Annotated in this window: 34 protein-coding genes; all 34 read left to right on the top strand. The window is 46.9% G+C overall.

Features of this window, described 5'->3' with window-relative positions:
- Positions 1–16: 16 nt before the first annotated feature.
- The 34 genes from rplB to KNO98_RS13870 all read left to right on the top strand — a co-directional run bounded on the left by rplB (position 17) and on the right by KNO98_RS13870 (position 18,942).
- Positions 17–847, top strand: coding sequence for a 50S ribosomal protein L2 (gene rplB, locus KNO98_RS14035; RefSeq protein WP_026824835.1), 831 nt, complete (start codon positions 17–19; stop codon positions 845–847).
- A 66-nt stretch (positions 848–913) separates the two neighbouring features.
- Entirely contained in the window at positions 914–1,189 is a 276-nt protein-coding gene (gene rpsS, locus KNO98_RS14030) for a 30S ribosomal protein S19 (protein ID WP_026824836.1), read from the top strand.
- 20 nt (positions 1,190–1,209) lie between these two features.
- On the top strand, positions 1,210–1,542 hold the full coding sequence (rplV, locus tag KNO98_RS14025; RefSeq protein ID WP_024372186.1) for a 50S ribosomal protein L22: 333 nt from the start codon (positions 1,210–1,212) through the stop codon (positions 1,540–1,542).
- Positions 1,543–1,555: 13 nt separating this feature from the next.
- On the top strand, positions 1,556–2,215 hold the full coding sequence (gene rpsC, locus KNO98_RS14020) for a 30S ribosomal protein S3 (protein WP_026824837.1): 660 nt from the start codon (positions 1,556–1,558) through the stop codon (positions 2,213–2,215).
- Positions 2,216–2,247: 32 nt separating this feature from the next.
- Positions 2,248–2,685, top strand: coding sequence for a 50S ribosomal protein L16 (gene rplP, locus KNO98_RS14015; RefSeq protein ID WP_012727670.1), 438 nt, complete (start codon positions 2,248–2,250; stop codon positions 2,683–2,685).
- Positions 2,672–2,875 (top strand): 50S ribosomal protein L29, encoded by a 204-nt coding sequence (rpmC, locus tag KNO98_RS14010; protein ID WP_026824838.1) that lies wholly within the window; start codon positions 2,672–2,674, stop codon positions 2,873–2,875. Before rplP ends, rpmC begins: the two co-directional genes overlap by 14 nt.
- 32 nt (positions 2,876–2,907) lie before the next feature.
- Complete coding sequence (gene rpsQ / locus KNO98_RS14005; protein WP_012727668.1) at positions 2,908–3,168, top strand: 30S ribosomal protein S17; 261 nt, start codon at positions 2,908–2,910, stop codon at positions 3,166–3,168.
- A 44-nt stretch (positions 3,169–3,212) separates the two neighbouring features.
- Positions 3,213–3,581: a 50S ribosomal protein L14 gene (rplN, locus tag KNO98_RS14000; protein ID WP_026824839.1), complete on the top strand. Its 369-nt coding sequence runs from the start codon at positions 3,213–3,215 to the stop codon at positions 3,579–3,581.
- Positions 3,582–3,617: 36 nt separating this feature from the next.
- Complete coding sequence (rplX, locus tag KNO98_RS13995; protein ID WP_026824840.1) at positions 3,618–3,926, top strand: 50S ribosomal protein L24; 309 nt, start codon at positions 3,618–3,620, stop codon at positions 3,924–3,926.
- Positions 3,927–3,958: 32 nt separating this feature from the next.
- Positions 3,959–4,498, top strand: coding sequence for a 50S ribosomal protein L5 (gene rplE, locus KNO98_RS13990; protein WP_026824841.1), 540 nt, complete (start codon positions 3,959–3,961; stop codon positions 4,496–4,498).
- Between the two features lie 20 nt (positions 4,499–4,518).
- Positions 4,519–4,788 carry a 30S ribosomal protein S14 gene (rpsN, locus tag KNO98_RS13985; RefSeq protein WP_012727664.1) on the top strand — a complete coding sequence of 90 codons (270 nt, stop codon included), beginning with the start codon at positions 4,519–4,521 and terminating at the stop codon, positions 4,786–4,788.
- A 31-nt stretch (positions 4,789–4,819) separates the two neighbouring features.
- Positions 4,820–5,218, top strand: coding sequence for a 30S ribosomal protein S8 (gene rpsH, locus KNO98_RS13980; RefSeq protein ID WP_026824842.1), 399 nt, complete (start codon positions 4,820–4,822; stop codon positions 5,216–5,218).
- A gap of 33 nt (positions 5,219–5,251) precedes the next feature.
- Positions 5,252–5,791, top strand: a complete 540-nt coding sequence (gene rplF, locus KNO98_RS13975) for a 50S ribosomal protein L6 (protein WP_026824843.1) — start codon at positions 5,252–5,254, stop codon at positions 5,789–5,791.
- Between the two features lie 34 nt (positions 5,792–5,825).
- The gene (rplR, locus tag KNO98_RS13970) at positions 5,826–6,188 is read left to right on the top strand and encodes a 50S ribosomal protein L18 (protein ID WP_012727661.1); all 363 of its coding nucleotides are present in this window, start codon (positions 5,826–5,828) and stop codon (positions 6,186–6,188) included.
- Positions 6,189–6,208: 20 nt separating this feature from the next.
- Entirely contained in the window at positions 6,209–6,709 is a 501-nt protein-coding gene (gene rpsE, locus KNO98_RS13965) for a 30S ribosomal protein S5 (RefSeq protein WP_012727660.1), read from the top strand.
- A 15-nt stretch (positions 6,710–6,724) separates the two neighbouring features.
- Positions 6,725–6,910 (top strand): 50S ribosomal protein L30, encoded by a 186-nt coding sequence (gene rpmD / locus KNO98_RS13960; protein ID WP_012727659.1) that lies wholly within the window; start codon positions 6,725–6,727, stop codon positions 6,908–6,910.
- A gap of 31 nt (positions 6,911–6,941) precedes the next feature.
- Positions 6,942–7,382 (top strand): 50S ribosomal protein L15, encoded by a 441-nt coding sequence (gene rplO / locus KNO98_RS13955; protein ID WP_012727658.1) that lies wholly within the window; start codon positions 6,942–6,944, stop codon positions 7,380–7,382.
- Complete coding sequence (gene secY / locus KNO98_RS13950; RefSeq protein ID WP_026824844.1) at positions 7,382–8,671, top strand: preprotein translocase subunit SecY; 1,290 nt, start codon at positions 7,382–7,384, stop codon at positions 8,669–8,671. Before rplO ends, secY begins: the two co-directional genes overlap by 1 nt.
- Positions 8,672–8,750: 79 nt before the next feature.
- Positions 8,751–9,401 carry an adenylate kinase gene (locus tag KNO98_RS13945; RefSeq protein WP_012727656.1) on the top strand — a complete coding sequence of 217 codons (651 nt, stop codon included), beginning with the start codon at positions 8,751–8,753 and terminating at the stop codon, positions 9,399–9,401.
- Positions 9,398–10,156 carry a type I methionyl aminopeptidase gene (gene map / locus KNO98_RS13940; protein WP_026824846.1) on the top strand — a complete coding sequence of 253 codons (759 nt, stop codon included), beginning with the start codon at positions 9,398–9,400 and terminating at the stop codon, positions 10,154–10,156. Before KNO98_RS13945 ends, map begins: the two co-directional genes overlap by 4 nt.
- A gap of 105 nt (positions 10,157–10,261) precedes the next feature.
- Positions 10,262–10,480, top strand: coding sequence for a translation initiation factor IF-1 (gene infA, locus KNO98_RS13935; protein ID WP_021066622.1), 219 nt, complete (start codon positions 10,262–10,264; stop codon positions 10,478–10,480).
- Between the two features lie 30 nt (positions 10,481–10,510).
- A complete protein-coding gene (rpmJ, locus tag KNO98_RS13930) occupies positions 10,511–10,624 on the top strand; it encodes a 50S ribosomal protein L36 (protein WP_003156543.1) in 114 nt (37 codons plus the stop codon).
- 19 nt (positions 10,625–10,643) lie between these two features.
- Complete coding sequence (gene rpsM, locus KNO98_RS13925) at positions 10,644–11,009, top strand: 30S ribosomal protein S13 (protein WP_012727653.1); 366 nt, start codon at positions 10,644–10,646, stop codon at positions 11,007–11,009.
- A gap of 16 nt (positions 11,010–11,025) precedes the next feature.
- On the top strand, positions 11,026–11,421 hold the full coding sequence (rpsK, locus tag KNO98_RS13920) for a 30S ribosomal protein S11 (protein ID WP_021066624.1): 396 nt from the start codon (positions 11,026–11,028) through the stop codon (positions 11,419–11,421).
- A 92-nt stretch (positions 11,422–11,513) separates the two neighbouring features.
- On the top strand, positions 11,514–12,458 hold the full coding sequence (locus KNO98_RS13915; RefSeq protein ID WP_026824847.1) for a DNA-directed RNA polymerase subunit alpha: 945 nt from the start codon (positions 11,514–11,516) through the stop codon (positions 12,456–12,458).
- A gap of 24 nt (positions 12,459–12,482) precedes the next feature.
- Positions 12,483–12,836 (top strand): 50S ribosomal protein L17, encoded by a 354-nt coding sequence (rplQ, locus tag KNO98_RS13910; protein ID WP_012727650.1) that lies wholly within the window; start codon positions 12,483–12,485, stop codon positions 12,834–12,836.
- A 69-nt stretch (positions 12,837–12,905) separates the two neighbouring features.
- Positions 12,906–13,742 carry an energy-coupling factor transporter ATPase gene (locus KNO98_RS13905; RefSeq protein WP_214701467.1) on the top strand — a complete coding sequence of 279 codons (837 nt, stop codon included), beginning with the start codon at positions 12,906–12,908 and terminating at the stop codon, positions 13,740–13,742.
- Positions 13,718–14,596, top strand: a complete 879-nt coding sequence (locus tag KNO98_RS13900) for an energy-coupling factor transporter ATPase (RefSeq protein WP_026824849.1) — start codon at positions 13,718–13,720, stop codon at positions 14,594–14,596. Before KNO98_RS13905 ends, KNO98_RS13900 begins: the two co-directional genes overlap by 25 nt.
- Entirely contained in the window at positions 14,593–15,384 is a 792-nt protein-coding gene (locus KNO98_RS13895; protein WP_026824850.1) for an energy-coupling factor transporter transmembrane component T family protein, read from the top strand. Before KNO98_RS13900 ends, KNO98_RS13895 begins: the two co-directional genes overlap by 4 nt.
- Complete coding sequence (gene truA, locus KNO98_RS13890) at positions 15,381–16,121, top strand: tRNA pseudouridine(38-40) synthase TruA (RefSeq protein ID WP_026824851.1); 741 nt, start codon at positions 15,381–15,383, stop codon at positions 16,119–16,121. The genes KNO98_RS13895 and truA overlap by 4 nt, the downstream gene beginning before the upstream one ends.
- Positions 16,122–16,264: 143 nt before the next feature.
- Positions 16,265–16,702, top strand: a complete 438-nt coding sequence (rplM, locus tag KNO98_RS13885) for a 50S ribosomal protein L13 (RefSeq protein WP_026824852.1) — start codon at positions 16,265–16,267, stop codon at positions 16,700–16,702.
- 25 nt (positions 16,703–16,727) lie between these two features.
- Positions 16,728–17,120: a 30S ribosomal protein S9 gene (gene rpsI, locus KNO98_RS13880; protein ID WP_012727644.1), complete on the top strand. Its 393-nt coding sequence runs from the start codon at positions 16,728–16,730 to the stop codon at positions 17,118–17,120.
- A 134-nt stretch (positions 17,121–17,254) separates the two neighbouring features.
- Positions 17,255–18,286 carry a P-loop NTPase gene (locus tag KNO98_RS13875; RefSeq protein ID WP_026824853.1) on the top strand — a complete coding sequence of 344 codons (1,032 nt, stop codon included), beginning with the start codon at positions 17,255–17,257 and terminating at the stop codon, positions 18,284–18,286.
- Positions 18,287–18,321: 35 nt separating this feature from the next.
- Entirely contained in the window at positions 18,322–18,942 is a 621-nt protein-coding gene (locus tag KNO98_RS13870) for a KinB-signaling pathway activation protein (protein ID WP_235181820.1), read from the top strand.
- Positions 18,943–19,293: the final 351 nt, after the last annotated feature.

Here is a 19,293-nt window from a genome sequence, read left to right as displayed (position 1 = left end):
AAGGAGGGAATCCTCGATGGCAATCAAAAAGTTTAAGCCGACCACTAACGGTCGTCGTAACATGACATCTCTTGATTTTGCAGAGATTACAACGAATCGCCCTGAAAAATCGTTAACTGAAAAGCTTTCGAAAAAAGGCGGACGTAACAACCAAGGTCGCTTGACTGTTCGTCACCAAGGTGGCGGTCACAAGCGTAAATACCGTATCATCGATTTCAAACGTAACAAAGATGGCGTTGCAGGACGTGTGTCAACGATCGAATACGATCCAAACCGTTCAGCTAACATCGCACTCATCAACTATGTAGATGGTGAGAAACGTTACATCCTCGCTCCTAAGGGCATCAAAGTGGGCATGGAAATCATGTCTGGTCCTGAAGCGGATATCAAAGTGGGGAACGCTCTTCCACTCGTAAACATCCCTGTCGGTACAACAATCCACAACATCGAGCTTAAGCCTGGTAAAGGCGGTCAGCTAGTTCGTGCGGCTGGTGCATCGGCACAAATCCAAGGACGTGACGGCAAGTACGTCATCGTTCGTCTTCAATCAGGTGAATCACGTTTGTTCCTCGGCACTTGCCGCGCGACAATCGGTTCAGTTGGTAACGAAGAACACGAACTCGTAAACATCGGTAAAGCAGGACGTTCACGTTGGTTAGGCAAACGCCCAACAGTACGTGGTTCTGTAATGAACCCGGTTGATCACCCACACGGTGGTGGTGAAGGTCGTGCGCCAATCGGTCGTACGGGCCCACTTACTCCTTGGGGTAAACCAGCTCTTGGTCTTAAAACTCGTAAGAAAAACAAATCGAGCGACATGTACATCCTTCGTCGCCGTAAGAAATAATTACTACATGATTCTCGGGCGGTTCGAAAGGACCGTTCCCGAATCATTCCAAAGGGAGGTTCTAACATGGGTCGCAGCTTGAAAAAAGGTCCATTCGCAGATCACCACTTGCTCGCTAAAGTTGATAAAATCAACGAATCTGGTGAGAAGCAAGTCATCAAAACTTGGTCACGTCGCTCGACGATCTTCCCAGAATTCATGGGTCACACGTTCGGTGTACACGATGGTCGTAAACACGTACCAGTATTCGTGACAGAAGACATGGTTGGTCACAAACTTGGTGAATTCGCTCCAACACGCACGTACAAAGGTCACGGATCAGACAAGAAAACGAAACGGTAATTTGAGGGGAGGTCAAATCCATGCAAGCTAAAGCATCAGCTAATATGGTCCGTCTTGCTCCTCGCAAAGCACGTCTCGTTGTAGACTTAATTCGCGGGAAACAAGTCGGCGAAGCGCTCTCTGTCCTTGCTCACACAAACAAGGCAGCATCGCCAGTCGTTGAGAAAGTATTAAAATCAGCGATTGCTAACGCAGAGCACAACTACGATATGAACATTGAGAACCTTGTTGTAACAGAAGCTTTTGTCAACGAAGGTCCAACACTCAAACGCTTCCGCCCACGTGCGATGGGTCGCGCAAGCCGCATTAACAAACGCACAAGCCACATCCACATCGTGGTAACTGAGAAATAAGGAGGGATATGTAGTGGGTCAAAAGGTAAATCCGCACGGTCTTCGCGTTGGTGTTATCAAAGACTGGGATTCGCGTTGGTACGCTGAGAAAGACTACGCTGATCTCCTTCATGAAGACTTCGTTATTCGTGAATACATCGAAAACAAAATGAAGGATGCTAGTGTTTCTAAAGTTGAAATCGAACGCGCTGCAAACCGCGTGAACATTTCGCTTCACACTGCGAAGCCAGGTATGGTAATCGGTAAAGGTGGTTCTGAAATCGAATCACTCCGTAAACACATCACAAAACTCGCTGACGGAAAACGCGTTCACATCAACGTTGTTGAAGTGAAAAATGCTGACGCTGTAGCGAAGCTTGTAGCAGAAAACATTGCTCGTCAATTGGAAGGTCGTGTATCATTCCGTCGTGCAATGAAACAATCAATTCAACGTTCGATGCGCACAGGCATCAAAGGGATCAAAACAGAAGTTTCTGGTCGTCTTGGTGGCGCTGATATCGCTCGTTCAGAGAAATACTCGGAAGGAACAGTTCCACTTCACACACTCCGTGCCGACATCGACTACGGAACAGCTGAAGCTGACACAACTTACGGTAAAATCGGCGTAAAAGTTTGGTTATACCACGGTGAAGTTCTTCCAACAAAAAACAACACAGCGAAAAACGCTGAATAATAAACACTCTTTCAGGAAGGAGGCAACACACTATGTTGTTACCTAAACGCGTGAAATATCGCCGTGTACACCGTGGTAAAATGCGCGGGAACGCTAAACGCGGCACAACTGTACACTTCGGTGAGTTCGGTCTCCAAGCTCTCGAAGCGAGCTGGATTACAAACCGTCAAATCGAATCAGCACGTATTGCAATGACACGTTATATGAAACGTGGTGGTAAAGTGTGGATCAAGATCTTCCCACACAAACCTTACACTAAAAAGCCTCTCGAAGTCCGAATGGGTTCGGGTAAAGGTGCTCCAGAAGGCTGGGTAGCTGTAGTTAAGCCTGGCAAAGTAATGTTCGAAATCGCAGGTGTATCTGAGGAAGTGGCACGTGAGGCACTTCGTCTTGCATCGCACAAACTTCCAGTGAAATGTAAGTTCGTGAAACGTGAAGAAAATGGTGGTGATACGAATGAAAGCAACTGATCTCCGTCAATCAACAACTGAAGAGCTCAACGGTAAAGTGGGCGAGTGGAAAGAAGAACTCTTTAACCTGCGCTTCCAACTTGCTACAGGTCAGCTTGAGAATCCTGCTCGTATCCGTGAAGTACGCAAGTCGATTGCGCGTGCTAAAACGATTCTTCGTGAACGCGAACTCGGCATCAACAACGCCTAATTACATCGGATTCTTGAGAGGAGGTAACACTCATGGAACGCAACAACCGTAAAGTGTTCACTGGTCGCGTCGTGTCTGACAAAATGGACAAAACGATCGTCGTCGCAGTAGAAACAAAGGTTCGTCATAAACTTTATGGCAAACGTGTAAACTACACGAAAAAATATAAAGCACACGATGAGAACAACGTCGCTAAAGTGGGCGATATCGTTCGCATCGCGGAAACACGTCCTCTTTCTAAAGACAAACGTTTCCGTCTTGTAACAGTAGTAGAAGAATCAGTAATCATCTAATAACAGTTCGGATTTATTAAACATCCGGAGGGAGGTACACTCGCATGATTCAACAAGAATCTCGCTTGAAAGTAGCAGACAACTCTGGCGCGCGTGAACTGTTGACAATTAAGGTTCTCGGTGGTTCTGGTCGTAAGACTGCAAACATCGGTGACGTTATCGTCGCAACGGTAAAACAAGCAACACCAGGTGGCGTTGTTAAAAAAGGTGACGTTGTCAGAGCAGTTGTCGTTCGTACAAAACGCGGCGCTCGTCGTAAAGATGGTTCGTACATCCGTTTCGATGAGAACGCAGCAGTCATTATCAAAGATGACAAGAGCCCACGCGGCACACGGATCTTCGGGCCAGTTGCACGTGAACTTCGTGAAAAAGAATTCATGAAGATCGTTTCGTTGGCACCGGAAGTACTTTAATTTCCAATTTCAATCCTATAAGGAGGTGCGCAAACGATGCATGTTAAAAAAGGCGATACAGTCCAGGTAATGTCTGGTAAAGATAAAGGCAAGCAAGGGGTTATCCTCAAAGCTATGCCAAGCAAGAACCGCGTATTGGTTGAAGGTGTAAACGTGATGAAAAAACACGCGAAACCATCACAAGCGAATCCACAAGGCGGGATCCTTGAGATCGAAGCACCAATTCACGTCTCGAACGTAATGCCACTCGACCCTAAAACTGGCAAACCAACTCGTGTTGGTTTCAAAGTAGTCGATGGTAAAAAAGTTCGTGTCGCGAAATCGGGCGAAGTACTCGATAAATAAGAAGAACGTGACGAAAGGAGGTCCATTCGACTATGAACCGTTTGCAAGAGAAGTATAAAAGCGACATCGTGAAAGCGATGATGGATAAATTCAACTATGACTCAGTCATGCAAGTACCGAAAATCGAAAAGATCGTCATCAACATGGGTGTAGGTGATGCTGTTTCGAACTCGAAAGCACTTGACATGGCAGTGGAAGAATTATCAATTCTTTCTGGTCAAAAACCACTCGTAACGAAAGCGAAGAAATCAATCGCTGGTTTCAAGCTTCGTGAAGGTATGCCAATCGGTGCGAAGGTTACACTTCGTGGCGAGCGTATGTACGATTTCCTCGACAAATTGGTAACTGTTTCACTTCCACGTGTACGTGACTTCCGCGGTGTATCGAAGAAAGCATTCGACGGACGCGGTAACTACACGCTTGGCGTGAAAGAGCAACTTATTTTCCCTGAGATCGATTACGATAAAGTATCTAAAGTACGCGGTATGGACATCGTTGTTGTTACAACAGCAAACACAGACGAAGAAGCACGTGAATTACTCACACTTCTCGGTATGCCATTCCAAAAATAATCTAAAGGGAGGTCGACAACATGGCTAAAAAGTCAATGGTGAATCGCGAACTTAAACGCGAGAAACTCGTTGCCCAGTACGCTGAAAAGCGTGCGAAGTTGAAAGCTGAAGGCGATTATATCGGACTCAGCAAATTGCCACGTAACTCGTCACCTGTACGCTTGCACAACCGTTGCAGCATCACAGGTCGTCCGCATGGTTACATGGGTAAATTCGGGATCAGCCGTATCAAGTTCCGTGATCTTGCATACAAAGGTCAAATCCCTGGTGTTAAAAAAGCAAGCTGGTAATCCACTAACAGTGTGAAAGGAGGTACATCGCATGGTAATGACAGACCCTATTGCAGATATGCTTACACGTATCCGTAACGCTAACATGGTTCGCCATGAAAAAATGGAGCTCCCAGCTTCGAACATTAAACGTGAGATCGCTGAAATCCTTAAGCGTGAAGGTTTCATTCGCGATGTTGAATATATCGAGGACGCTAAACAAGGTACACTTCGTCTTTTCCTTAAATATGGAGCAAGCAACGAACGTGTAATCACTGGTCTCAAACGTATTTCGAAACCAGGTCTTCGTGTATACGCAAAAGCTGATGAAGTACCAAAAGTACTCGGAGGACTCGGAATCGCAGTTCTTTCGACATCTAAAGGTCTTATGACTGATAAAGAAGCTCGCCAACAACAAGTCGGCGGCGAAGTGCTCGCCTACATCTGGTAAGTCACTTTTCTAACAAGAACGGAGGTGTAATCAATGTCACGTATTGGTAAAAAACCAGTTACGATTCCTGCTGGCGTTACTGTAACAGTTGCTAATGACAACACGGTCACAGTAAAAGGTGCTAAAGGTGAACTTTCGCTTTCAGCTAACCCGGCATTGGAAATCAAAATTGAAGAGAACGAATTGACGGTTGTTCGTCCAGACGAATCGAAAGAAAGCCGTACAATTCACGGTACGACACGTGCCCTTATTGCCAACATGGTACAAGGTGTGTCGAACGGATTCCAAAAAACACTTGAGATCTCGGGGGTTGGTTACCGTGCTACGAAGCAAGGTAACAAACTCGTCCTCAACCTCGGTTACTCGCACCCAATCGAGTACGTTGCTGAGGAAGGTATCGAAATCGAAGTTCCTTCAAACACGCAAATCATCGTAAAAGGGATTAACAAAGAGCGCGTCGGTCACGTTGCTGCTCAAATCCGCTCGTACCGTGCTCCAGAACCTTACAAAGGTAAAGGTGTTCGTTACTCTGATGAACGTATTCGCCGTAAAGAAGGTAAGACTGGTAAGTAATTCGTCACGAAATGAACGGAAAGGAGTGGCATAAATGATCACAAAAGCAGATAAAAATGCAGTTCGTAAAAAGCGTCATGCTCGCGTACGTCGTACGATCACGGGGACGGCAGCTCGTCCACGTTTGAACGTATTCCGTTCGAGCAAACACATTTACGTTCAACTTATCGATGACGCGGCACAAACAACGCTTGTGTCTGCATCTTCGAAAGATAAAGCTCTCGATCTTACAAATGGCGGTAACGTTGAAGCAGCGAAAGCTGTTGGTAAACTTGCTGCAGAACGTGCACTCGAGAAAGGTATCGACACAGTTGTGTTCGACCGTGGTGGATACCTCTATCATGGCCGCGTCAAAGCTGTTGCAGAAGCAGCTCGTGAAGCAGGTCTTAAATTCTAATAAAAAGGAGGGGACACTCGATGCGCCAGTTAGACGTTAACATGGAACAACTTGAAGAACGCGTTGTTACCGTAAACCGCGTCGCGAAAGTCGTAAAAGGTGGCCGCCGCTTCCGTTTTGCTGCTCTCGTAGTCGTAGGTGACAAAAATGGTCACGTCGGTTTCGGTACAGGTAAGGCACAAGAGGTGCCAGAAGCGATTCGCAAGGCTATTGAAGCCGCTAAGAAAAACATGGTACAAGTACCTATGGTTGGTACAACAATTCCACACGAAATCACAGGAGTATTCGGAGCAGGTCGTGTATTCATGAAACCAGCTTCTGAAGGTACTGGGGTTATCGCTGGTGGTCCAGTTCGTGCGGTGCTCGAACTTGCAGGTGTAGGTGACATCCTTTCGAAATCGTTAGGTTCAAACACACCGATCAACATCGTCCGTGCGACGGTTCAAGGCTTGACAGAGCTCAAAAAAGCAGAGGAAGTTGCTAAACTACGTGGTAAAAGCGTAGAAGAACTTCTTAACTAAGGGAGGGAACTAGACATGGCGAAACTCGCAATCACCCTCACACGCAGCACTATTGGTCGTCCGGAAGGTCAGCGTGTTACTGTACGTACACTCGGTCTTCGTAAAATGCATCAAACGGTCGTTGTCCCTGACAACGTCGCGATGCGCGGTATGATCAACAAAGTGTCGCACCTTGTGACTGTAAAAGAAATCAACGAATAATAAAGATTTTAATAAATAAGGAGGTGCCACTATGAAACTCCATGAATTGAAGCCAACTCCAGGTTCACGTCACGAACGTAACCGTGTCGGTCGCGGAATGGCGACTGGTAACGGTAAAACTTCTGGTCGTGGACACAAAGGTCAAAAAGCTCGTTCGGGCGGTGGCGTTCGTCCAGGATTTGAAGGTGGACAAAATCCACTTTACCGTCGTCTTCCAAAACGCGGTTTCAACAACCCAACTCGTAAAGAGTATGCGGTTGTTTCCCTAGACACGCTTAACCGTTTCGAAGCAGGTACTGAAGTTACTCCAGAACTCTTAATTGAGACTGGTGTTGTCAGCTCTGCTAAAGACGGAATCAAAGTTCTTGCCAACGGCAAGCTTGAAACTAAATTGACTGTAAAAGCCAACAAGTTCTCGGGTGCAGCGAAAGAAGCGATCGAAGCAGCTGGCGGTACAGTTGAGGTGATCTGATGTTTCAGACGATCTCCAATATGTGGCGCGTGAAAGATATTCGACAGCGTATTCTCTTCACACTCGCAATCATCATCATTTTCCGCATCGGGGCTCATATCCCGGTGCCGATGGTGAATACGGATGTGTTGCGTTTTGACTCAGGAGGTCTTCTTGACTTCTTGAACTTGTTTGGAGGAAATGCTTTACAGAACTTCTCCTTGTTCGCAATGGGGATCATGCCGTACATCACGGCATCGATCGTTGTGCAACTTTTACAAATGGACGTCGTTCCAAAGTTTGCCGAATGGGCCAAACAAGGAGAGGCGGGCCGTAAAAAGTTAGCGACGGTCACGCGCTATGGGACGATCATCTTAGGCTTTGTTCAAGCGACATCATTGTCGTTTGGATTTAACCGCCTGTACCCAGGTCTCGTCAATGAGACATGGGGAACGGCAACTTACTTTGTGATCGCGATTGTACTCACTGCGGGTACAGCGTTCTTGATGTTCCTTGGTGAAATGACAACGGAGAAAGGTGTTGGGAATGGTATTTCCATCATCATCTTCGCGGGTATCGTCGCCGGGTTCCCAAGAATCTTTACGCAGGTTTATGAAACAAAACTCCAAAACGCTGGAGATGCATTGTTCATTAATATCGTTTACTTGGTTGTATTGGCCCTTGTGATTTTGGCCGTGACGGTTGGGATCATTTATGTTCAACAAGCGGCACGCAAAATCCCAATCCAATATGCAAAACGCACGGCAAACCGTACCCCAGTGGGCGGACAGTCGACGCACTTGCCAATCAAGCTAAACGCAGCAGGTGTTATCCCGGTAATCTTCGCGATTTCCTTCATGGTAACACCGCCAACTGTTGCAAGCTTCATTGCTTCTCCAGAGACAACGCAAAAATTACAAACGTACTTTGACACGACGGCGCCAATCGGAATGTCGATTTATGTTGCGTTAATCATTGCGTTCTCTTACTTCTATACATTTGTTCAGGTGAATCCAGAGCAGATGGCAGAAAACTTGCAGAAGCAAGGTGGTTATATTCCTGGGATTCGTCCTGGGGCGCAAACAGAACAGTACATCACGAAGTTGCTGTATCGATTGACTTTCTTCGGAGCGATTTTCTTATCGTTCGTGGCGATCATGCCGACAATCTTCATTAAGCTTGCCGGTCTTCCAACTTCCGTTCAAATCGGAGGAACGAGCTTATTGATCGTCATCGGGGTAGCCCTCGAAACGATGAAACAAATCGAGAGTCAACTTGTAAAACGACACTATAAAGGCTTTATCCGTTAAAGCGGAAGGAAGGGTCAACCCTTCCTTCCTGTCGTGTTTACGAGATCTTCGTGAAAATCAAAACTGGAGGCTAACCGAGATGAATCTAGTACTCATGGGCTTACCGGGTGCTGGGAAAGGGACTCAAGCTGCTAAAATTGTAGAAGAGTACCAAATCCCTCACATTTCGACAGGCGACATGTTTCGTGCGGCAATCAAAGGCGGAACGCCACTCGGTAAAGAAGCTAAGTCATTCATGGATAAAGGTGAACTCGTACCGGATGAGGTAACAATCGGAATCGTACGGGAACGTCTTAGTCAAGATGACACAGAAAAAGGTTTCTTACTCGATGGATTCCCGCGTACTGTTGCTCAAGCAGAGGCACTCGAAAGTTTGCTTAAAGATTTGGGGAAACAGATTGACCACGTCGTCAACATCGATGTGGATGCGGAAATTCTCGTTCCACGCTTGACAGGTCGTTGGATCTGCCCAACGTGTGGCGCGACATATCATGTGATCTTCAACCCACCAAAAGTGGAAGGCATCTGTGATGTGGATGGGTCGGCTCTTATGCAACGTGAAGACGATAAAGAGGAAACGGTTCGCCGTCGCCTTGACGTCAACATCGAGCAATCGAAACCACTCATTGACTTTTACGCTGAAAAAGGGTATCTTCGTACATTGGATGGAGATCGTCCAATCGATGTCGTGTATGCCGATGTCAAAGCATTACTTGGTGATACTGAATGATCATCACGAAGACGCCTCGTGAAATTGCGATTATGCGTGAGGCTGGGCAAATTGTTGCTCGAACGCACCAGGTGCTCAAACAGCACATTAAACCAGGAATCACGACGCTTGAGCTCGACCGGATTGCGGAAGATTACATTCGCAGCCAAGGTGCGACACCATCGTTCAAAGGCTACAACGGTTTTACCGGTAGTGTTTGTGCTTCGGTGAACGAAGAGCTTGTTCATGGCATTCCAGGAAAACGGGTATTGAAAGATGGAGATATCATCTCAATCGATATCGGTGCCTACTACAATGGATATCATGGAGATTCCGCTTGGACTTATCCAGTGGGAACAATCTCAGAAGAGACACAGCGGCTACTTGACGTAACCGAAGAAAGTCTGTATAAAGGATTGGAGCACGCCAAGGCTGGAGGGCGATTGACAGATATTTCGCATGCGATTCAAGCATATGTTGAATCAAATGATTTCTCTGTCGTCCGCGAATACGTCGGTCATGGTGTTGGACAAGATTTGCATGAAGAGCCGCAAATTCCACACTATGGTCCACCGGGGAAAGGGCCGCGCCTGAAGACTGGGATGACGTTAGCCATTGAACCAATGGTGAACGCTGGTCAACGCTATGTTCGAACACTGACTGATAACTGGACAGTTGTCACAGTGGACGGTAGCATGTGCGCCCACTTTGAGCACACCATCGCCATCACAGACGATGGATACGAGATTTTAACGAAACTCGATTCCGGTGAATGAGGCTCTATTGTTCCATACTGATCCGTCAAGGATCCTTCTCTCACAGTAGATGGCAATAGATCGTCTGTGCTCCTAAAGATTTTCATATAGAAAGGGGAATAAATGATGGCGAAACAAGATGTCATTGAAGTGGAAGGCACTGTTGTCGAACCACTTCCGAACGCAATGTTTAAAGTGGAGTTAGAAAACGGCCACACGGTGCTCGCGCACGTCTCAGGGAAAATTCGGATGCACTACATTCGGATCCTTCCAGGTGACCGCGTAACTGTTGAGTTGTCTCCATACGACTTGACTCGCGGGCGGATTACGTACCGTTATAAGTAACTCCGATTTTTCCAGGAGGAGGGTATACTCATGAAAGTAAGACCGTCGGTAAAACCGATTTGCGAAAAATGTAAAGTCATTCGTCGTAAGGGTAAAGTAATGGTAATTTGCGAAAACCCGAAACACAAACAAAAACAAGGTTAATTTCAGAGGAGGTGCACACATGGCACGTATTGCTGGTGTAGATATTCCACGCGAAAAACGTATCGTTATTTCGCTCACATACATCTATGGTATTGGTAAAACAAAAGCACAAGAAATTTTGAAGGCAGCTAACGTTTCTGAAGAGACACGCACACGCGACCTTACTGAAGATGAACTCAACCGTATCCGTGAAGCAATTGACGGAATCAAAGTTGAAGGTGACCTTCGTCGTGAAGTTTCACTTAACATCAAACGTTTGATCGAGATCGGCGCATACCGCGGTATCCGTCATCGCCGTAGTCTCCCTGTTCGCGGTCAAAACACGAAGAACAACTCGCGTACTCGTAAAGGCCCACGCCGTACAGTAGCGAACAAGAAGAAGTAAAGGAGGGAATTGAACAATGGCGAAACGTAAGCAAAACGTACGTTCTAAACGTAAAGTTAAAAAACATGTTGAAGTCGGTGTGGTACACATCCGTTCTACATTCAACAACACAATCATCACAATCACTGACACGCAAGGTAACGCGATCTCATGGGCTACTTCTGGTAACCTTGGATTTAAAGGATCACGTAAATCGACTCCATTCGCAGCACAATTGGCTGCTGAAACTGCAGCGAAAGTTGCAATGGACAACGGTATGCGTACAGTAGAAGTTAACGTTAAAGGTCCTGGTGCTGGACGTGAAGCGGCTATCCGTGCACTCCAAGCTACTGGTCTTGAAGTTACTGCAATCCGTGACGTAACTCCAGTTCCGCACAACGGTTGCCGCCCTCCGAAACGTCGCCGCGTATAATCGCTTGAACGTGTGAAGGGTTTACCTAGCACGACAGCATATACTTTAGCAGTTCAAACTGCACGGCAGGATATACTCAAGGAGGGGTTCAGATGATCGAGATTGAAAAACCAAAGATCGAAACGGTCGAAATCAGCGAGGACGCTACGTTTGGTAAATTCGTAGTAGAACCGCTTGAACGTGGATATGGCACTACTCTCGGTAACTCACTACGTCGAATTCTATTGTCATCGCTCCCAGGTGCAGCGGTAACAGCGGTTCAAATCGATGGCGTGCTTCACGAGTTCTCTACGATTGACGGTGTCGTCGAAGATGTCACTCAAATCGTACTAAACCTCAAGAAGTTAGCACTAAAAGTGTACTCGGAAGAAGAGAAAACGCTTGAGATTAACGTTTCAAGTGCCGGTGCTGTCACTGCGGCAGACATTACCCATGATAGCGACGTTGAAATCTTGAATCCTGAGCTCTACATCGCGACTCTCGCTGACAATGCGACGCTTCGCATGCGTTTGACTGCTCGCCGTGGTCGTGGTTACGTCCAGGCAGAAGATAACAAACGTGATGATATGCCGATTGGTGTCATTCCAATCGATTCGATCTATACACCGATTCAACGCGTGAACTACGAAGTAGACAAAACACGTGTCGGTCAGGACGCTAGCTTCGATAAGCTTTTATTAGACGTGTGGACAGATGGTTCAATTCGTCCGGAAGAAGCTGTATCATTAGGGGCTAAAATTTTGACGGAACACTTGAACATCTTCGTTGGTTTGACAGATGAAGCTCTCAATGCAGAAATTATGGTCGAGAAAGAAGAAGACCAAAAAGAAAAAGTACTCGAAATGACGATTGAAGAACTCGATCTCTCAGTTCGTTCGTACAACTGCTTGAAGCGCGCTGGCATCAACACTGTTCAAGAACTCGCAAACAAATCAGAGGAAGAGATGATGAAAGTTCGTAACCTCGGACGTAAATCACTCGAAGAAGTTCAACACAAGTTGGACGAACTCGGTTTGGGCTTGCGTAAAGAAGACTAAGTTCAACCGAAGGAGGGAAATGTAATGGCTTATTCGAAACTTGGCCGTACAAGCTCGCAACGCAAGGCGCTTTTGCGTGATCTTGCAACTGACCTAATCATCAACGAGCGCATTCAAACAACTGAACAAAAAGCGAAAGAACTTCGCCCAGTCGTTGAAAAATTGATCACTCTTGGGAAACGTGGCGATCTTCATGCCCGTCGTCAAGTAGCTTCATTCGTTCGTAAAGAGAACGCTGGAGAAAAAGACGCTATCCAAAAATTGTTCGAAGACGTGGCACCACGCTACGCTGAACGTCAAGGTGGATACACGCGCATCATGAAAGTCGGCCCACGCCGCGGTGATGGTGCAGAAGTTGTAATCATCGAACTCGTCTAATTCATTAGGCAGTCGACAGGGCATGCGGTGACGTAGTGCCCTGTTTCCACATAAGAAAGGAGTCGACCTATGGAAGCACAAATTATGGTACGGGATGTCGTATTTCATTACCCTGGACAATCTGAGCCGGCACTTAACGGCCTATCGCTCGATGTGTACAAAGGGGAATGGCTTGCGATTGTCGGCCATAATGGTTCTGGCAAGTCGACACTGACGAAATTGTGGAACGGACTTCTCATTCCTGAACAGGGGGAAGTCCACGTCGAGACACTCGATCCGTCGAACGCCGCAGACGTGTGGGACGTTCGGACGCGGATTGGGGTCGTCTTTCAAAATCCCGACAATCAATTTGTTGGGGCGACCGTGCGCGATGATGTGGCATTTTCTCTCGAAAACATGGAACTTCCACGTCAAGAAATGGTTCGTCGAATTGATGACAGTCTAGCGCGCGTTGGATTATCGGAACTAGCGGACCGTGAACCGCATCAGTTATCCGGTGGACAAAAGCAGCGCGTTGCGATAGCTGCGGCTCTCGCAATGCGCCCGCGTGTCCTCGTGCTCGATGAAGCGACCTCGATGCTCGACCCAATCGGGCGACAAGAGGTATTACAAACGGTACGACAGCTCGTCTCGGAAGGGATGACGGTTGTCGCTATTACACACGAGCTCGACGAAGTGTTGTTTGCCGACCGTATCATTGCATTATCGAAAGGTAAGATTGCGATGACCGGTACACCTGAAGACGTGTTTCAACATCCAGATGCGCTTCGTGACATCCAATTAGATGTCCCGTTTATCGTTCGGATGCAACTCGAACTGAAGGAGCGTGGCATTCCACTCGATCGTTTGATGCTACAACATTCGGAGTTGGTGAACCATCTATGCCGATACGCATTGAAGAAGTAACATATCAATATCAAATCAATACTCCGTTTGAACGAACCGCGCTGCGCGATGTGAATGTAACCATTCCGTCGGGAGCGCTTGTTGCGTTTCTTGGGCATACAGGCTCAGGGAAATCGACGCTTGTTCAACATATGAACGGATTATTACGACCGACAGACGGGCGTGTGGTAGTCGATGACATCACCGTCACACCGATTCGTTCGCGTCGTGATAAAAAGCAGAATCTCTTGCCGCTTCGGCGTCGCGTTGGGCTCGTCTTTCAATATCCCGAACATCAATTGTTTGAAGAGACGGTCGAACGCGACGTCATGTTCGGTCCGCGCAATTTTGGCGCGACAGATGCCGAAGCGAAAGAACGTGCCCATGAAGCCCTTCGCCTCGTTGGTTTGGATGAATCACTTTGGGAACGTTCCCCATTTGATCTCTCGGGCGGACAAATGCGCCGTGTTGCGATTGCAGGGGTCTTGGCGAGTCGTCCTGACGTCCTTATCGTCGATGAACCGACAGCAGGTCTCGATCCGATTGGAAGACGGGATATGCTTGCCTTATTCAAACGGTTACGAGAAGAATTGAATCTGACACTTATTCTCGTTTCGCACGATATGGATGATGTGCTCGCCTATGCGGAACGCGTCGTGGTGATGGAGCGCGGCGAGGTGGCGTTTGACGGAGATCCGTTTGACCTGTTCCAAGACGAGACGCTCGTGCGACGTCTCCAGCTCGACATCCCGCACGTTTTACGATTCGCCCGCGATATGGCACCGGCTTTTGGAGAAACTGTAATTCCACTCGTACGCACTGAGAGCGAACTGGCGGATTGGGTCGCGGAACGGTTGAAAGGGGGAGCGACATGATTATCGGTCAATATATACCGGGACATTCGTGGCTCCACTCACTCGATGCACGTGCGAAGACGCTCTTCATTTTAGGGTTCATCCCGGTCGTCTTTTTAGCAGATAATTTATGGACGAACTTGTTTCTGCTGTCTTTCACGTTGTTTGTGGTCAAACTATCGCAGTTATCGTGGCGCTACTTATGGAACGGGCTACGCATGATTTTATTTTTAATCGTCTTCACATTGGTCTTGCAGTTGTTATTCAATCGTGACGGCACCCTCCTCTTCGAATTCGGACCGGTTGCAATTTATTCGGAAGGGGTTCGCATGGGCCTGATCGTCTCGCTCCGATTCTTCTATCTCGTCATGTTGACGACGCTCGTGACATTGACGACGACACCGATGGAATTAACCGACTCGATTGAAGCTGGTCTCCGGCCATTCGAACGGATTCGTGTGCCTGCCCATGAGATTGCATTAATGCTCTCCATCTCGCTCCGTTTCCTACCGACTCTTGCGGACGAGACGGACCGCATTATGAAAGCGCAACAAGCACGGGGCGTCGATTTGATGAGCGGTCCATGGAAGTCTCGATTGAAAGGAGTTATTCCGTTACTAATCCCATTATTCATCTCAGCGTTTAAGCGTGCTGAGGACCTCGCTACAGCTATGGAAGCGCGTGGCTACCGTGGGGGTGAAGGAAGGACGAGATTGCGCGAGATGGAGTGGCATACGCGTGACACGATGGTGTTGTTTATCTTTGTCGTACTGACACTCATATTGTTTGGATTGAGAGGGATTGGATGAGACGAATTAAATTGACAGTTGCCTATGACGGGACCAACTATGCGGGATATCAAGTACAACCGAACGGCAATACGGTTCAGGCTGAGATTGAGACGGTGTTAGCACGCATGCATCGTCAACCGGTAAAAATCGTCGCTTCAGGTCGTACAGACGCCGGCGTCCATGCCTTAGGACAAGTGATTCACTTTGATACGTCGCTACAGATGCCTGCGGAACGATTCGTCAAAGCGCTAAACGCGATGTTGCCGGATGATATCCATGTCAAACAGGCTGAAGAGGCTGATGCTCTGTTCCATGCTCGCTACGGGGCCAAGCGAAAAGAATATCGCTACTATATTCGTAAGACCGAGGACCCGTTTCGACGACACTATGCTGCGACCGTTACTTACACGCTAAACCTAGAGTCGATGTGTCAAGCAATGAAGCTGTTAGTAGGAACACATGACTTCACTTCGTTCTCAGTGACGAAGGCGGAGGTCGAGGATCGTGTTCGTACTATCTATGAAACGGAAGTGTTAGAAGTAGATGATGAGATCATATTTCGTTTCGTGGGTTCTGGCTTTTTGTACAATCAAGTGCGAATTATGGTAGGGACAGTCATCGAGATAGGGCGAGGCAAGTATGAGCCTGCCGACATCGCACAAATGTTGGAGGCGAGAGACCGCCGTATGGCGGGAATAACCGCGCCCCCGCATGGTTTATATTTGTGGAATGTGAATTATGAAAAAGTAGATTGACATTCCTTCTATAAAATCGTATTATATTCATTGGCATTTCATTTTCAAATTTAGAGATGAACCACAATCTTAGCCCCGTAAACTAGGATTATGATAAAGCATCAAAAAATTAAGTGAACAGACATTTCTAGGAGGTATTCCACATGCGCACAACATTCATGGCTAAAGCATCTGAAGTAGAACGCAAATGGCTCCTTATCGACGCAGAAGGCAAAACACTTGGTCGTTTGACTAGTGAAGTAGCTTCACTTCTTCGCGGTAAGCACAAGCCGACTTTCACACCACACGTTGATTGCGGAGACCACGTCATCATCATCAACGCTGAGAAAATCAAATTGACTGGTAACAAGTTGAATGACAAGATCTACTACCGTCATTCAGGTCATCCAGGCGGCTTGAAATCACAAACTGCAAAAGAGCTTCTCGCAAAACGTCCAGAGCGTATGCTTGAACTCGCGATCAAAGGGATGCTTCCAAAAGGATCACTCGGTCGTCAACAATTCAACAAACTCCACGTTTACGCTGGAACTGAACACAAGCATGAAGCACAAAAACCAGAAGTTTACGAACTTCGCGGTTAATCGAGACACAGGGAGGAACTAAACGATGGCAGATGTACGTTACTACGGAACAGGCCGCCGCAAACACTCGGTGGCTCGCGTTCACCTCGTTGCAGGTGACGGTAAAGTTGTTGTAAATGGCCGCGATATCTCAGAATACTTCGGTCATGAGACTTTGATCATGATGGCTAAATCACCACTCGTATTGACTGAAACAGAAGGAAAATACGATGTAATCGTTAACGTTAACGGTGGTGGATATACTGGACAAGCTGGAGCGATTCGCCACGGTGTATCACGTGCGCTTCTTCAAGCGGACCCAGAATTCCGTCCAAGCCTCAAAGAAAAAGGCTTCTTAACTCGTGACGCTCGTATGAAAGAACGTAAAAAATACGGTCTTAAAGCAGCACGTCGCGCACCACAATTCTCGAAGCGTTAATCTTCGCGGTGTGGTTCGAACTCTCCATCCTTTCGGGTGGAGAGTTTTTTGTTTGAAATAGTCGATTCCGAAGCCGTCAAGAAAACGCTTTTTTTGATATACTGATATCGAAACAGTTAGAAGGGGGAAGCGATATGCTTACAGTAGAGCAAGTACGCGAGGAATTGGCGGGGCTCGTTGATCCAACGATCAACCGAACGCTTGGAGATACAGCGGGGGTAAAAGACATCCGCATTAAAGAAGATTATGTCAGTGTGAAAGTGGCACTCGGACAAACAGGGAGCGGGGAACAGCTTCAATTACAACAAGAGATTGTCACATTGCTCAAGGGGAAAGGCTTTAAGACGGTTGGACTTCGCTTTGAAGCATTGAACGACGAAAGTTTGAAGGAAGCGACAAAGCCGGCGATTCTTCGTGAGAATTCAGGGACGACATTTATCGCCATCGCTTCAGGTAAGGGTGGCGTAGGGAAATCTACAGTGTCTGTCAACTTAGCGGTCGCGCTTGCGCGAGCGGGCAAGAAGGTTGGATTGATCGATGCGGACATTTACGGATTTAGTGTTCCGGATATGCTTGGCATCGAAGAACGACCAGTTGTTCGCGGCGAAAAGATCATTCCAGTCGAGCGTTTCGGTGTGAAGGTCATTTCAATGGGCTTTTTCGTTGAAGACAATGCACCCGTTATCTGGCGTGGACCGATGCTCGGAAAAATGTTAAATAACTTCTTCAATGACGTCGAGTGGGGCGACCTAGACTATCTATTGCTCGACTTACCGCCAGGAACGGGGGATGTCGCACTTGATATCCATTCGATGCTCCCATCATGCCAGGAGTTGATTGTGACGACACCTCACGCGACAGCTGCTTTCGTTGCTGCTCGTGCTGGGGCAATGGCGATTAAAACGAACCATAAACTACTAGGTATCATTGAGAACATGGCTTATTTCGAAAGTAAACTGACAGGCGAAAAAGAATACGTATTCGGTTATGGTGGTGGAGAAAAACTATCAGAAGCACTGAAGAGTAAGTTGCTTGCTCAAATTCCGCTTGGCCAACCGTATGACAATGAAGAGGACTTCGCACCTTCTGTCTATCGGGATGGTCATCCATTTGAGCATACGTATGACGAGTTAGCGCAAGCAGTCATTAAACAAATAGAAGGGTGAATCGGTGAGAGATGAAAGTACAAGGATTTTTACGTTTGTTTTGGACAACGCTCGTTTTTGGGACGTTGTTCGGGTTCCTTATGAACTTGTTAGCGAACCCGGGTTATTTAGTCAGTCAGTCTTGGGAGGCAATTGTCACTGCGCTTAGTTACTCGAGCACATGGACCGGGATCAGTATGATGGGCTTCTTCGCCTATTTGATCATCCATCGGGTCGGTCTTGATTTATTCCGAGGGCCACGTCTATGGAATCGCGTCCAGGTGTTGTTAATCGCCTTTGCGATCTTTGATGCCGTTTATTTACGGATGCTCGCATTTGGAAATGATCACATGTGGCGTTATATCGGCGAGATGCTTGTGTTATTAATTGTCGCTTGGGTAGTTGCTGCGAGTAAAGCGAAACAAACGAATATGAGTGCTTTCATCCCGACACTTTTCTTAATGACCGTCATTACTTTGATTGAATGGATTCCGGCCCTTCAAACAACGGATGAAATTCCATTACTCTGGCCGGCCCTTGCAACATTAGTGTTCGCGAATGCCTATCAAGTATTGATGCTTCATCGCTTTCAACAGACGGGGCAAGTCACTGAACCGGCTTCGTCTGAAGTGGCGAAGAAAAAAACGAAAAAACAGATGCCGTCTAAGTCATCATAAAATTTAATCGGTCGTGGATCGTTCTTTGTCATTTGGAGCGATTCAGCGACCGATTTTGTGTTTTGATTAAGTGGATGCAAAAAAAATAAAGTTTTTTTAGAAAAATTGTTGACGATTTTTTAGGATACTGATATATTAATAAACGTCGCTGATGTTGTTCACGCAGAAAAACATTAGGGAGTAAAAAAATAATAAAAAGTGGTTGACTTTCATAAGTCAAATCGCTATTATTAAAAAGTCGCTAACACGACAACAATTTGGTCTTTGAAAACTGAACGATGAGGCAAAAAAAGTTTTACAATTTTTGAATGAAGCGCAAGCTTCGTCAATTTAAGAGCTATATCAAATTCT

This window comes from Exiguobacterium sp. s57 (assembly GCF_018617685.1).
In the GTDB taxonomy this organism is placed as follows: Bacteria; Bacillota; Bacilli; order Exiguobacteriales; family Exiguobacteriaceae; genus Exiguobacterium; species Exiguobacterium marinum.
Note: the sequence above shows the minus strand (reverse complement) of the source record. Positions and strands in the feature narration are given on the sequence as shown.

Excerpts from the sequence above, each read along its gene's own strand:
- rplB (WP_026824835.1), top strand. The coding sequence starts at position 17 with ATGGCAATCAAAAAGTTTAAGCCGACCACTAACGGTCGTCGTAACATG.
- rpsS (WP_026824836.1), top strand. The coding sequence starts at position 914 with ATGGGTCGCAGCTTGAAAAAAGGTCCATTCGCAGATCACCACTTGCTC.
- rplV (WP_024372186.1), top strand. The coding sequence starts at position 1,210 with ATGCAAGCTAAAGCATCAGCTAATATGGTCCGTCTTGCTCCTCGCAAA.
- rplP (WP_012727670.1), top strand. The coding sequence starts at position 2,248 with ATGTTGTTACCTAAACGCGTGAAATATCGCCGTGTACACCGTGGTAAA.
- rpmC (WP_026824838.1), top strand. The coding sequence starts at position 2,672 with ATGAAAGCAACTGATCTCCGTCAATCAACAACTGAAGAGCTCAACGGT.
- rpsQ (WP_012727668.1), top strand. The coding sequence starts at position 2,908 with ATGGAACGCAACAACCGTAAAGTGTTCACTGGTCGCGTCGTGTCTGAC.
- rplN (WP_026824839.1), top strand. The coding sequence starts at position 3,213 with ATGATTCAACAAGAATCTCGCTTGAAAGTAGCAGACAACTCTGGCGCG.
- rplX (WP_026824840.1), top strand. The coding sequence starts at position 3,618 with ATGCATGTTAAAAAAGGCGATACAGTCCAGGTAATGTCTGGTAAAGAT.
- rplE (WP_026824841.1), top strand. The coding sequence starts at position 3,959 with ATGAACCGTTTGCAAGAGAAGTATAAAAGCGACATCGTGAAAGCGATG.
- rpsN (WP_012727664.1), top strand. The coding sequence starts at position 4,519 with ATGGCTAAAAAGTCAATGGTGAATCGCGAACTTAAACGCGAGAAACTC.
- rpsH (WP_026824842.1), top strand. The coding sequence starts at position 4,820 with ATGGTAATGACAGACCCTATTGCAGATATGCTTACACGTATCCGTAAC.
- rplF (WP_026824843.1), top strand. The coding sequence starts at position 5,252 with ATGTCACGTATTGGTAAAAAACCAGTTACGATTCCTGCTGGCGTTACT.
- rplR (WP_012727661.1), top strand. The coding sequence starts at position 5,826 with ATGATCACAAAAGCAGATAAAAATGCAGTTCGTAAAAAGCGTCATGCT.
- rpsE (WP_012727660.1), top strand. The coding sequence starts at position 6,209 with ATGCGCCAGTTAGACGTTAACATGGAACAACTTGAAGAACGCGTTGTT.
- rpmD (WP_012727659.1), top strand. The coding sequence starts at position 6,725 with ATGGCGAAACTCGCAATCACCCTCACACGCAGCACTATTGGTCGTCCG.
- rplO (WP_012727658.1), top strand. The coding sequence starts at position 6,942 with ATGAAACTCCATGAATTGAAGCCAACTCCAGGTTCACGTCACGAACGT.
- secY (WP_026824844.1), top strand. The coding sequence starts at position 7,382 with ATGTTTCAGACGATCTCCAATATGTGGCGCGTGAAAGATATTCGACAG.
- KNO98_RS13945 (WP_012727656.1), top strand. The coding sequence starts at position 8,751 with ATGAATCTAGTACTCATGGGCTTACCGGGTGCTGGGAAAGGGACTCAA.
- map (WP_026824846.1), top strand. The coding sequence starts at position 9,398 with ATGATCATCACGAAGACGCCTCGTGAAATTGCGATTATGCGTGAGGCT.
- infA (WP_021066622.1), top strand. The coding sequence starts at position 10,262 with ATGGCGAAACAAGATGTCATTGAAGTGGAAGGCACTGTTGTCGAACCA.
- rpmJ (WP_003156543.1), top strand. The coding sequence starts at position 10,511 with ATGAAAGTAAGACCGTCGGTAAAACCGATTTGCGAAAAATGTAAAGTC.
- rpsM (WP_012727653.1), top strand. The coding sequence starts at position 10,644 with ATGGCACGTATTGCTGGTGTAGATATTCCACGCGAAAAACGTATCGTT.
- rpsK (WP_021066624.1), top strand. The coding sequence starts at position 11,026 with ATGGCGAAACGTAAGCAAAACGTACGTTCTAAACGTAAAGTTAAAAAA.
- KNO98_RS13915 (WP_026824847.1), top strand. The coding sequence starts at position 11,514 with ATGATCGAGATTGAAAAACCAAAGATCGAAACGGTCGAAATCAGCGAG.
- rplQ (WP_012727650.1), top strand. The coding sequence starts at position 12,483 with ATGGCTTATTCGAAACTTGGCCGTACAAGCTCGCAACGCAAGGCGCTT.
- KNO98_RS13905 (WP_214701467.1), top strand. The coding sequence starts at position 12,906 with ATGGAAGCACAAATTATGGTACGGGATGTCGTATTTCATTACCCTGGA.
- KNO98_RS13900 (WP_026824849.1), top strand. The coding sequence starts at position 13,718 with ATGCCGATACGCATTGAAGAAGTAACATATCAATATCAAATCAATACT.
- KNO98_RS13895 (WP_026824850.1), top strand. The coding sequence starts at position 14,593 with ATGATTATCGGTCAATATATACCGGGACATTCGTGGCTCCACTCACTC.
- truA (WP_026824851.1), top strand. The coding sequence starts at position 15,381 with ATGAGACGAATTAAATTGACAGTTGCCTATGACGGGACCAACTATGCG.
- rplM (WP_026824852.1), top strand. The coding sequence starts at position 16,265 with ATGCGCACAACATTCATGGCTAAAGCATCTGAAGTAGAACGCAAATGG.
- rpsI (WP_012727644.1), top strand. The coding sequence starts at position 16,728 with ATGGCAGATGTACGTTACTACGGAACAGGCCGCCGCAAACACTCGGTG.
- KNO98_RS13875 (WP_026824853.1), top strand. The coding sequence starts at position 17,255 with ATGCTTACAGTAGAGCAAGTACGCGAGGAATTGGCGGGGCTCGTTGAT.